Origin of the sequence: Streptomyces sp. NPDC006207, from assembly GCF_040613835.1 — a bacterium.
Taxonomy (GTDB): domain Bacteria; phylum Actinomycetota; class Actinomycetes; order Streptomycetales; family Streptomycetaceae; genus Actinacidiphila.
Window position 1 is genome coordinate 79,709 of record NZ_JBEXSX010000040.1, and the last position, 10,675, is coordinate 90,383.

General features: G+C 74.7%; 10 protein-coding genes. 5 read left to right on the forward strand and 5 right to left on the reverse strand.

The window, feature by feature from the left end; genetic code table 11:
* Positions 1 to 51 precede the first annotated feature (51 nt).
* From ABZ312_RS28385 to fahA, 3 genes are all read right to left on the reverse strand, one after another.
* Positions 52 to 1,530 (reverse strand): pyridoxal phosphate-dependent decarboxylase family protein, encoded by a 1,479-nt coding sequence (locus ABZ312_RS28385; protein ID WP_500328399.1) that lies wholly within the window; start codon positions 1,528 to 1,530, stop codon positions 52 to 54.
* Positions 1,520 to 2,944: an MFS transporter gene (locus tag ABZ312_RS28390; RefSeq protein ID WP_500328397.1), complete on the reverse strand. Its 1,425-nt coding sequence runs from the start codon at positions 2,942 to 2,944 to the stop codon at positions 1,520 to 1,522. The genes ABZ312_RS28385 and ABZ312_RS28390 overlap by 11 nt, the downstream gene beginning before the upstream one ends.
* 145 nt (positions 2,945 to 3,089) lie before the next feature.
* Positions 3,090 to 4,349, reverse strand: a complete 1,260-nt coding sequence (gene fahA / locus ABZ312_RS28395) for a fumarylacetoacetase (RefSeq protein WP_500439041.1) — start codon at positions 4,347 to 4,349, stop codon at positions 3,090 to 3,092.
* A gap of 160 nt (positions 4,350 to 4,509) precedes the next feature.
* Between fahA and ABZ312_RS28400 the strand changes: the two genes are divergently transcribed.
* The gene (locus ABZ312_RS28400) at positions 4,510 to 5,871 is read left to right on the forward strand and encodes a chloride channel protein (RefSeq protein WP_500439042.1); all 1,362 of its coding nucleotides are present in this window, start codon (positions 4,510 to 4,512) and stop codon (positions 5,869 to 5,871) included.
* A gap of 48 nt (positions 5,872 to 5,919) precedes the next feature.
* Here ABZ312_RS28400 and ABZ312_RS28405 read toward each other — a convergent pair whose 3' ends face one another.
* Positions 5,920 to 7,320, reverse strand: a complete 1,401-nt coding sequence (locus ABZ312_RS28405) for a DUF2252 domain-containing protein (RefSeq protein WP_500439043.1) — start codon at positions 7,318 to 7,320, stop codon at positions 5,920 to 5,922.
* 202 nt (positions 7,321 to 7,522) lie between these two features.
* On the opposite strand from ABZ312_RS28405, the gene ABZ312_RS28410 reads away from it, so the two are divergent.
* The 3 genes from ABZ312_RS28410 (at position 7,523) to ABZ312_RS28420 (ending at position 9,687) form a co-directional block, all read left to right on the forward strand.
* On the forward strand, positions 7,523 to 8,167 hold the full coding sequence (locus ABZ312_RS28410) for a GAP family protein (RefSeq protein WP_500439044.1): 645 nt from the start codon (positions 7,523 to 7,525) through the stop codon (positions 8,165 to 8,167).
* Between the two features lie 61 nt (positions 8,168 to 8,228).
* Positions 8,229 to 9,185 (forward strand): DUF389 domain-containing protein, encoded by a 957-nt coding sequence (locus tag ABZ312_RS28415; protein WP_500328390.1) that lies wholly within the window; start codon positions 8,229 to 8,231, stop codon positions 9,183 to 9,185.
* A gap of 58 nt (positions 9,186 to 9,243) precedes the next feature.
* The gene (locus ABZ312_RS28420; RefSeq protein WP_500328388.1) at positions 9,244 to 9,687 is read left to right on the forward strand and encodes a DUF6325 family protein; all 444 of its coding nucleotides are present in this window, start codon (positions 9,244 to 9,246) and stop codon (positions 9,685 to 9,687) included.
* A gap of 10 nt (positions 9,688 to 9,697) precedes the next feature.
* On the opposite strand, the gene ABZ312_RS28425 is transcribed toward ABZ312_RS28420, so the two are convergent.
* Positions 9,698 to 10,051: a hypothetical protein gene (locus ABZ312_RS28425; protein ID WP_500328386.1), complete on the reverse strand. Its 354-nt coding sequence runs from the start codon at positions 10,049 to 10,051 to the stop codon at positions 9,698 to 9,700.
* A gap of 196 nt (positions 10,052 to 10,247) precedes the next feature.
* On the opposite strand from ABZ312_RS28425, the gene ABZ312_RS28430 reads away from it, so the two are divergent.
* Complete coding sequence (locus tag ABZ312_RS28430; protein ID WP_500439045.1) at positions 10,248 to 10,553, forward strand: SHOCT domain-containing protein; 306 nt, start codon at positions 10,248 to 10,250, stop codon at positions 10,551 to 10,553.
* Positions 10,554 to 10,675 lie beyond the last annotated feature (122 nt).

Here is a 10,675-nt window from a genome sequence, read left to right on the forward strand (position 1 = left end):
GGCCCGGGCCGTCCGGCGGACCGGGCCGTCCGCCGGCAAGCGCCCGCGCTGTCAGACGCGGAAGACCGCCCCGACGAACTCCGTCAGCAACCGTTCCTTGAGCGGTACGGGCAGTCCGTCGAGCAGCGCCAGTACCGGGGCCATGCGGTGTGGCAGCCCGGTGCCGCCGCCCATGCCGGCGAAGGCCAGTACCGCCTCCACCTCCTCCGGTCCGAGGGTGGCCGGGTCGAGTTCCGCAGCGAACTGCGCGACCGCCGGGTCCACCGTCACCGGGTCCAGGGCGCGGGCCGCCTTCAACGCCGCGTCCAGGTCGGTGAGGAGCGCGTCCACCAGACCGGCCGCCGCGGGGGTCAGGGTCAGGTGCAGATTGGGCGGCAGCCCGTCGAAGGACAGCTGCGGCTGCAGGTACCAGCCGCGTTCGCGCATCTCGTCGGCGAGGTGGAGCAGCAGGCTCAGGTCCGGTGTGCCGTCGGCACCGAGCAGCGTGAACGCGAGGAGCCCGGCCTGGGGATCGCCCAGCACCCGCACGCCCTCGACGGCGCGCAGCCCCGGCAGCAGCCGGTCGGCGGCCGCGGCGGTGCGCTCGGCAAGCGCGCGGTAGCCGTCCTCGCCGATGTGCCGCTGCACGGCCCACGCCTGGGCCAGCAGCCCGGCCGACTTGGTGCCCTGCACGGTGGGGTTGACCACGGGGTAGCCCGGCCAGCCCGCGTGCGCGAAGTACTGGTGGCGGCGCAGTTCGGCGTCCCGGTAGAGCACCACGGAGGCGCCCTTGTCGGCGTAGCCGTACTTGTGCAGGTCCACCGAGAGCGAGGTCACCCCGGGCACCGACAGGTCGAAGGCCGGCACGTCCCGCCCGGCGCGCCGCAGGTAGGGCAGCAGCCAGCCGCCGATGCACGCGTCGACGTGGCAGAGCACGCCGCGGCCGGCCGCCGCGGCGGCGATCTCCGCGACCGGGTCGACCACCCCGTGGGCGTACGAGGGCGCCGAGGCCACCACCAGCGCCGTGCGGTCGGTGATCGCGGCCGCCACGGCCGCCGCGTCGGCCCGCAGCGTGTCCCGGTCCACCGGCACCACCACGGTCTCCAGACCGAGGTAGGCGGCGGCCTTGTGGAAGGCGGCGTGCGCGGTGGAGGGCAGGACCAGCTGCGGCGCGGTCACCGCGCGCACCGCGCGGGCGTGGTCCCGGGCGGTCTTCACGGCCAGCAGGATCGACTCGGTGCCGCCGCTGGTGAAGGTGCCCTGGGCGCCGGGCGTGCCCAGCAGGGCCACGGCGGCGGCGATCAGGTCGTTCTCCAGTCGGGCGACGCTGGGGAAGACCGTCATGTCCAGCCCGTTGACGGTGGCGAACGCCGCGTACGCCGAGGCGGCCAGCTCGTCCACGCCGGACAGCCCGGAGTCGTAGACGTAGGCGAAGGTGCGGCCGCCGCGGGTGGGGGCGTCGTCCGCGCGCAGCTCACGCAGCTGCGCCAGCACCTCGCCGGCGGGGCGGCCCTGGGGGAGGGCGGGGGAGGGAACGGGCTCAGTGGGCATGGTCGTCGGTGTCCTCGGGCGGGTCGGTGCGGTCGGGGGTCTGCGGGGCCGGGCCGGAGTCCACGGGGTCCTCCCGGTAGCGGTGGAGCAGCCACAGGCTCGCGGCGGCGAGCACCGCGGGCAGCACGCTCATGCCGGCGGTGATGCCGGTCAGGGCCGAGTCCGGCTGGTCTACGTGGTGCGCGGCGTCCGAGGAACGGAACCCGCTCACCGCCAGCACCAGCGCGAAGGCCCCGGCGCCCAGCGCGAACGCCAGCGTCTCGGCGGCCGTCCACAGCCCGGTGAAGGTGGCCGCCCTGCGCCGCCCGGTGCGGACCGCGTCCGCGGCCAGGGTGTCGGCGAGCATCGTCAGCGGGAGCAACTGCAGCCCCGCGTAGGCGATCCCGACGGCGGCGACCGCCGGGTAGCCGAGAGCCGGCCCCGCGTACGGGGTCAGGGCCAGCAGGGCGGCACCGGCCACGAAGAGCAGCGAGGCGCACCACTGCGCGTACGTCACGCCGCGCGCCCGGGCCAGCCGGTTCCACAGCGGCATCACCAGCACCAGCGGGCCGATCATGCAGACGAACAGCGGGGTGACGGCCCCCGCCGAGCCCAGGGTGTACGTGGCGAAGTACTGGACCCCGGCCAGCATGATCCCCACGGCGAGCGCCTGCAGCGTCCACATGCCCACCAGGAACAGGAACGGCCGGTTGTCGCGGGCCGCCGCCAACTGTGCCCGCAGCGAAGCCTCCGACTCGCTGCGGGCGACCGACGGCGCGTGCCGGGTGAAGCGCCAGGCGCCGAGCATCCCCACCAGCAGAAGGACCGCCACGACCGCCCCCATCAGCCGGTAGCCCGCGGGCGTGTCGCCGTATCCGTGGGCGACCGCGGGGGCCAGCGCGCCCGACAACAGGATCGCCACCCCGAGGAACGCCACGCGCCAGCCCAGCACCCGGGCGCGCTCGCCGGGGTCGTCCGTCATCTCGGCGGGCATGGTCACGTACGGCACCTGGAAGACGGCGTAGGCGGTGGCGGCCAGCAGGAAGAGCACCGCCACGTAGCCCGCGGCGGCGGCCCCGCGCAGCGGCGGCGCCGCGAAGACCAGCGCGAACAGTGGCGGCAGCGTGAGCGCCCCGGCCAGCAGGAACGGCCGCCGGGAGCCGCCCTGCAGCCGGCTGCGGTCGGCGGCCGCGCCCACCAGGGGGTTGACCAGCACGTCCCACGCCTTGGGGAGGAAGACGGCCGCGCCCGCCACGGCCGCCGGGACGGCCAGCACATTGGTGAGGTAGTAGAGCAGGATCAGGCCCGGCACCGTGCCGAAGGTGCCGGTGCCCAGCGATCCCAGGCCGTAGCCGATCCGCACCTGCCGGGGCAGCGGCGGGGCGGACGCTCGGCCGGCGTCCTCGGCGGGTGCGGAGGGCAGCGTCTCGGACATGGCTCCCCTGCGGGTCCGGGTCGACTCGGGGCGGCGTACGCGACGGCGTGGCGTACGCGACGGCGCGGCGTGCCGTGGCCGGACGCCGCGCCGTCAGGCGTAGGAGATCACGCCGACCCGGGACTCGGACAGACCCCTGAACAGGTCAGTTCACGAAAAGGGCCGGTCCCGCCACCACCCGGCCCGCGACCTCGCCGAAGCCGATCCGGGTGCCGTCCGGCCCCGGGGCGGTCGCCGAGATGACGAGCTCGTCGCCGTCCTCCAGGAACGTCCGCTTCGTGCCGTCCGTCAGCACCAGCGGCTCCTCGCCGTTCCACGTCAGCTCGATCAGCGCGCCCCGCTGCTCGCGCCGCGGGCCGCTGATGGTCCCCGAGGCGAAGAGGTCGCCCGCCCGCAACGAGGCGCCGTTCACGGTCATGTGGGTGAGCATCTGGGCGTACGTCCAGTACATGGTGGAGAACGGCGGACGGGAGACGACCTCGCCCCGCAGCCGGACCTCCACGGCGATGTCGAGCCCGCGCGGCGGCGTCCCCGCGCCCCGGTCGTCCAGGTACGGCAGCGTCCCCACGTCGTGCGGCGGCGGGGCGACGCGCGCCGCCGACAGCGCGTCGAGGGGGACGACCCACGGGGAGACGGAGGTCGCGAACGACTTCCCGAGGAACGGGCCGAGCGGCACGGTCTCCCAGGCCTGGATGTCGCGGGCGGACCAGTCGTTGAGCAGGCAGACCCCGAAGACGTGCTCCTCGGCCGCCGCCAGCGGCACCGGCTCGCCCTGCACGGTCGGGCCGCCGACGACGAAGCCGAGCTCGGCCTCGAAGTCCAGCCGTTCGCACGGCCCGAAGGACGGGGCGGACAGGGCGGCGCCCCTGCGCTGCCCGTTCGGCCGGACCACCGGCGTCCCCGACACGACGATCGTGCCGCTGCGGCCGTGGTAACCGATCGGCAGGTGCTTCCAGTTGGGGGGCAGCGGCTCCCCGTCCGGGCGGAAGATCCGGCCGACGTTCGTGGCGTGGTGCTCCGAGGCGTAGAAGTCGACGTAGTCCGCGACGTCGAACGCGAGGTGGAGCGTGACGGAGCCGCGCGGCAGCAGGTGCGGCTCGACGGCCGCCCGGTGGGCCTCGTCGGTCAGCCAGGCGGTGACCAGCGACCGCACCGCCGTCCAGGCCGAACGCCCGGCCGCCAGCAACGGGTTGAGCGTCGGCGCCGTCAGCAGCCCGGCCTCGGGCCCGGCCGTTCCCGCTCCGGCGGCCCGTGCGGCGGCGCCCGCGTCGAGCACGTGGTCTCCGATGGCGACGCCGATCCGGCGTTCGTGCGGACGGTCCGCGGTGGTGAACACCCCGTACGGCAGATTGTGGACGCCGAAGAGGGAGTCGTCCGGCACGGCGACCCAGGTGGGGGCGGCCATGGCACCTCCAGATACGTCGGGGCCGCGCTTCCTCGCGCGGTCGGCTCACCCTAACGTCCAGCGTGGCCTTCGCCGCCGTGCGGCCCCGCGTCGGTAGTCTCGCCGGACATCACCCGTTCCGCCCCATTCGCGAACGAGGAGGACGACGATCAGCCCTCCCGTGAACCAGCCCCAGGAAGCCGACCAGCTGCGCGACCTGCTGCGCCGGCCGGCGTACCGCAGGACGCTCGTGTTCTCCGCGGTGATCGGCATCCCGGTGTCCTTCCTGGCCTTCTGGTTCCTCGTCGCCCTCCACGAACTCGAGCGGCTGCTGTGGGAGGTGCTGCCCGGGCACCTCGGCCTGCAGACGCCCCCGTGGTGGTGGCCGCTGCCGCTGCTCACCCTGGCCGGTGCGGTCGTGGGCCTGGTCGTCACCCGTATGCCGGGCCGCGGCGGCCACGTCCCGGCCGGCGGCCTGCACACCGGCGGGATGGCCACCTCCGCCCTGCCCGGCGTGGTCCTCGCCGCCCTGGCGGGCCTGCCGCTGGGCGCGGTGCTCGGGCCCGAGGCCCCGCTCATCGCCTTCGGCGGCGCACTGGCGCTGCTCTTCCGCGACCTGGTCCGCTCGCCGGCGACCCCGCAGACCAACGCGCTGGTCGGCGCGGCCGGTTCCGCGGCGGCGATCGCCACGATCTTCGGCAACCCGGTGGTGGCCGCGGTGCTCCTGATGGAGGTGGCCGGGGTCGGCGGGTCCCAGCTGTTCGCCGTGATGCTGCCGGCCCTGCTCGCCAGCGGCGTGGGCGACATCGTGTTCACCGGCTTCGGCCGCTGGACGGGACTGAAGACCACCCACCTCGACATCGGCCTGCCCCGCCCGCCCACCCTCGACGCGGGCGACGTGGCGTGGGGCGTGCTGCTCGCCCTGGCGGTCGGAGTGGCCGTGCACCTGATCCTCACCGGCGGCAAGGCCGCCGCGGTGTTCGTCTCCCGCCGGCCGCTGCCGCACACCGTGCTCTGCGCACTCGCCGCCGGCGTGTGCGCCGCCGTGTACGCGCTGGCCACGGGCCGCACACCGGAGGAGGTCGCCTCCTCCGGGCAGGCGGCGCTGGCGCAGATGGCCGCCGACCCGCACGCCTGGCCGGCCGGCGCCCTGGTCGCGGTGCTGCTGTGCAAGGGCGTCGGCTACGGGCTGTGCCTGGGCAGCCTGCGCGGCGGCCCGATCTTCCCCTCGCTCTTCCTCGGCGGCGCCGCCGGGCTGCTGGCCGCCCCGCTGCCGGGTTTCGGGGTCGTCCCGGCGATGGCGGCGGGCATGGCGGCCGCGGGTGCCGCCGCGATGCGCCTGCCGGTGAGCAGCGTGGTGCTCGTGGTGCTCCTGCTCGGCAACACCGCATCGGTGCCGGTCGTGGTGCTGGCGGTGGTCGTCGCCTTCGTGGCGGCCGAACTGCTGCCGCAGGGCCCGGACATCCCGCCCCTGCCGCCGCTCGGCGGCGGGCGGCCGCCCGCGTCCGGCGCGGCGTCACGGCCCGCGTCGCCGCACCCCTGAGGAGCGCCGGGTACGCGAACCCCCGGCGGGCGTCGCCATGGTGCCGGTTCAGGCGGCCTCCGCCCGGACGCGTCCGGTGCGGACGGCGTCCACGAGTGCCCGGTGGTCCCGTTCGTTCTGGTCCGCGTACGCCTCGGCGAACCCGGCGACGGCCCGGTCGAAGACGTCGGACCCCCCCAGGTACGCGGCGATCGCGATCCGGTCCCCGGACCGCGCGTGCGCCCGGGCCAGCGTGGCGCCGCACACCTCCCCGAACAGCGTCATCGTCCTGGGCACCAGGCTCTCGGCCACCACGATGCCCTTCCAGTCGCGCAACTGCCGTACGTAGAAGTCGCGCTGCCGCCCGTCGATGCCGTGGAGGCGTTCCCAGCCGAGGAAGATGTCGCTGGTCGCCTGCATCAGGCGCTGCCCGGCGACCACCCGCTCGCCCTGCGTACGGTGCGGGCCGGCCCTCGCGTACGGGGCCAGGACCGACTCCTCGGCCTCCTTCGCCTGCAGGAACAGCGGATCCTCGTCGTCCTTGCCCAGCAGGAGCAGGATCCAGCAGCGGGTCCCCACACTGCCCACCCCGACGACCTTGCGCGCGCAGTCGGCGAGCCGGTACTGCTCCAGCAGGAAGCGGCGGTCGGGCTGCAGGGAGTGGCCGTAGCGCTCGACCAGCCGGGAGATCTCCTTCTCCAGGGCGGCGCGGGCGTCGCCGTCGAGCAGGTCGCGCAGCGGCATCAGCAGCGGGGGATCAGGGGCGATCAGGCGCCTGCCGTCGATCACCCGGGTCAGCTTGTCGAAGACCTGCAGCGTGTCGTGGGCCCGCGCCCGGGCCCGGGCACGCTCCCAGCGCAGCACGTCCTCGCCGCCCATCATCGGGGCGAACTGCTGCTGCAACCGGTCCGCCTCGAAACGGGTGTACCAGACCTGCAGGTTGCCCATCCCGGCGAAGCCGCGCATCCGCCGCCGGTACGCTCCCACCGCCGCCCGCACCACCCCCGCGCGCTCGGCCGCCGAGAAGCCGTTGGCACGGCCCGCGATGACCAGACTGGCGGCCAGGCGCTTGACGTCCCACTCCCAGGGGCCCGGCAGGGTCTCGTCGAAGTCGTTGATGTCGAACATCAGCCGCCGCTCCGGCGAGGCCAGCAGCCGGAAGTTGAGCAGGTGCGCGTCCCCGCACAACTGGGCCCGCAGGCCCGAGCGGGGCGTGTGCGCGAGGTCCCCGGCCATGACCGCGGCCGCCCCGCGGTAGAAACGGAACGGCGATTCGGCCATGCGGCCGTAGCGGATCGGCACGAGCTCCGGCACACGCCGCGCCGACTGCCCCTCCACGACGTCCACCGGATCGGCCCGGTCCGCCGCGGGCGCGTACTCCGCGTGGGCGGAGCGGGGGGTCCTCTTGCGGGCCGCCTTGCCGCGCGCGGCCCGCTCCCCGGGCGAACTCCACCGGGCGTCCACGGTCATCGCGGTCACCGTCCTCCGGGCCGCACGGACCTCGCCGGGAATGCGTGGGTGCGCCGGCCCCCTCAAACGTAAGCCCGGCACATGGGTCCGGCGAGCCCGACCCGGGGCCGCGGAGTTGTGCCCCTGGGCGGTCCCGGTGACCATGACCCCATGGACGCGGCCGGCCACCTTCCGGGGCCCCCGGCCCCCGGCGGGGGCGGCGATGGTCCTTGACCTCGTCCTGATCGGGCTGGCCGTCACCCTGTTCCCGTTCCCGCTGATGGCGTTCGTGCTGGTGCTGAGCACCCGCGGCGGGGCGTGGAAGGGACTGGCCTTCATCGTTGCCTGGCTGGCCTGCCTGGTCGCGGTCGTCGCGGCGGTGCTGCTGCTGACCCAGGGCAAGCCCCCGGAGCCGAAGTCCTCGCCCTCGACGGCCGCCCTTGCCGGCAAACTCGCCGTCGGCGTCGGCCTGGTGGGCTACGCCGAGCACCGCAGGCGCCGCGCGGCGCGCCCCCACCGGCCGTCCCGGATGACGAGCCGCCTGGAGCGCGTCTCCGCCTGGTCGTCCGCGGGCCTCGCGGTGCTGCTCCAGCCGTGGGGACTGGTCGCGGCGGGCGCCGCGACCGTCGTCGAGGCCGACCTGTCCCACCTCGAGTCCTACCTGGCGCTCATGGCGTACTGCCTTATCGCCAGCTCCACCCTGCTGACGATGGAGGTCTACACCCTCGTCGCCCCGGACTCCGCCCGCGTCCGGCTGCGCGTCCTGCGCACCTGGCTCGACGGCCACCAGGACCAGGCGATCATCGGGCTGTGCCTGGTCATCGGGCTGGTCCTGGTCGCCAAGAGCCTCTTCCAGCTCACCGCCTGAGCCTGCCCCCGCTGCGCCGCGCCGAGTTGCCGCCCCCGCCGGTCGCGGGCGTAATGCAGGGGTGGACATGATCCATGTCCGTGCGGTGAGCCCGCCGGACCTCACGGACCGGGCGCTGACCGCGCTCGGTGCCGATCCCTGCGTGCTCAACCTCGTCCTGCTGCGCGGCGGCGCCCGCCACCCGGACGGCGACGCCATCGAGTGCGACGTGCTGACCGGTGCAGCCAACACCGTCCTGCGCGGGCTGCGCGAACTCGGGATCGACCGCCGCGGATCGCTCGTCCTCGACCCCGTCGACGTCGTCCTCTCCGACACCGCCGAGCGGGCCGGAGCGGCCTCCCCCGGCGCACGGCTGCGCACCCCGGTGTGGGACCAGGTCGAGGCCCGCATCCGGGCCGAGGGCCGCTACCCGCCCAGCTTCCACCTGCTGCTGGTCATCGCCGGGATCATCGGCGCGGTCGGCATCATCAGCAACTCGCAGATCCTCATCGTGGCCGCGATGGTCGTCGGACCCGAGTACGGGGCCATCACCAGCGTCGCCCTCGGCATCGACCGCCACGACCGCGCCCGGGTCCGGGAGGGGCTCCGGGCCCTGCTCGTGGGCTTCGCGCTGGCCATCGCCGCCACGCTGCTCTTCGCCCTGCTCGTACGGGCCTTCGACCTGCAGCCGGAGGCCTTCCGGCTGGGGGTGCGGCCGGTCGCCCACCTGATCAACACCCCCAACTTCTTCTCCCTCGTGGTGGCCGTGCTCGCCGGGATCGTCGGCATCGTCTCCCTCACCGAGGCCCGCACCAGCGCCCTGCTCGGCGTCTTCATCTCCGTGACGACCATCCCGGCCGGCGCCGACCTCGGCGTCTCGCTCGCCTTCGCCTCCTGGGACGAGGCGCGGGGCTCCCTGTTCCAGCTGCTGCTCAACGTCGTCGTGCTGATCCTCGTCGGCACCGGGACCCTCAGGTGCCAGCGCGCCATCTGGCGCCGCATCAGCGCCGGGGCGGCGGCCCGGGCCGAGGTGCGATGACCCCCTCCCGGTGGTCCAATGGCACGGGGGATGGCCGGGGGGGGAAGGGAGCAGTGCCGTGAGCGACGCGATCGACGAGATGGGCCCCATCGACTACGTGGTGATCGAATTCCCCGGCAACCGCATGACCGGGGAGGCCTTCCCGCTCCTGCTCGACCTCGTGGACCGCGGGCTCGTCCGCATCCTCGACCTGACCTTCGTCCGCAAGGACCTGGACGGGAGCGTCGCCGGCCTGGAGATCGCCGACCTCACCGCCGCGGGACTCGGCGAGCTCGAGGTCTTCCAGGGCGCCTCCTCCGGCCTGCTCGGCGCGGACGACCTCGCGGACGCCGCCGCCGTCCTCGAACCGGGCAGCTCCGCCGCCGTCCTGGTCTACGAGAACCTGTGGGCCGCGCCCCTCGCCGTCGCGATCCGCCGGGGCGGGGGCAGGCTCGTGGCCGGCGGCCGGATCCCCGTCCAGGCCGTGCTCGCCTCCCTGGACGCCGCGGAGTCCGGCCCCTGATGACCCCTGGTCAGGCGTTCCCGCCGACCACGGTGAAACTCATCCACGGCTCCGCGTCGGGGATGCCCGGGTTGCTGGTCTTCGTCGCCAGGTAGGTACTCTGCGTGCCTTCGAGGTTCTTGCAGCCGGGACCGGTGTGCAGGACCACGTCGTTGAGGGTGTTGTTCACGATCGACCTGGCACCCGTGGGCGGCAACTGGTGGCAGCCGTCCACCGACGGATTGTCCAGCTGCACCACCTTGTTGTCCGGCGTGGTGTACACCACCGTGCCCACCGCTTGGGAGTCCAGTCCGGAGCAGCCCGCGGCGCCGAGCAGAAGGAACAGGGCGCCGGCGCGGATGCCGTGCCGCCGGAGATCTGCCATGGTGAGCGTCCTCGTCTGTGCGGAGAGCGGTGCCAAGGCCACGCTGCCCCGAAAGCGGCCACGCTGTCATGCCGGGCACGCCCAGTCGGCCGAATCGTCCTCCCCCTGGTGGTGACGGCGGACCAGGTGCCGGCGTGCGGCCCGCCCGGCGCGGTGGTCGAATGGAGGTCCAGGAGCCACCGGAAGGGACGGCACCATGCCCGGTCTACTGCGTGGAGCGGTACGTACGGCCGTCGTCGCGGGCACGGCCACCGCGGTGTCGCAGCGGGTGGCGCGACGGCAGCAGGGCCGGTGGGCGGAGCAGGGCTACGGACAGGCGGCGGTCCAGGAGCCCACGGTCCCCGCCCCGCCGCCCGCGGCCGCCCCGCCTCCCCCGCCCGCCCCGGGGGGCGACATGGCGGGGAAGCTGGAGCAGCTCAAGCAGCTCGGCGAACTGAAGGAGCAGGGAATCCTCACCGAGGAGGAGTTCCGGACGCAGAAACGCGCCGTCCTCGGCGGCTGACGGCGCGGCTCGCCGGAAGCGCCACAGACGCCTGTGGGCGGCTCCACCGGAGATCCGTCCGTCCGCCCCGGCGGCCAGTCGAAGATCGCCAGGAGTTGCTCCCGCGGGTCCGGGCAGGGCTC

Coding starts and splice junctions, on each gene's coding strand:
- ABZ312_RS28385 (WP_500328399.1), bottom strand. CDS start 1,530: ATGCCCACTGAGCCCGTTCCCTCCCCCGCCCTCCCCCAGGGCCGCCCC.
- ABZ312_RS28405 (WP_500439043.1), bottom strand. CDS start 7,320: ATGACCGTGGACGCCCGGTGGAGTTCGCCCGGGGAGCGGGCCGCGCGC.
- fahA (WP_500439041.1), bottom strand. CDS start 4,349: ATGGCCGCCCCCACCTGGGTCGCCGTGCCGGACGACTCCCTCTTCGGC.
- ABZ312_RS28425 (WP_500328386.1), bottom strand. CDS start 10,051: ATGGCAGATCTCCGGCGGCACGGCATCCGCGCCGGCGCCCTGTTCCTT.
- ABZ312_RS28410 (WP_500439044.1), top strand. CDS start 7,523: ATGGTCCTTGACCTCGTCCTGATCGGGCTGGCCGTCACCCTGTTCCCG.
- ABZ312_RS28390 (WP_500328397.1), bottom strand. CDS start 2,944: ATGTCCGAGACGCTGCCCTCCGCACCCGCCGAGGACGCCGGCCGAGCG.
- ABZ312_RS28430 (WP_500439045.1), top strand. CDS start 10,248: ATGCCCGGTCTACTGCGTGGAGCGGTACGTACGGCCGTCGTCGCGGGC.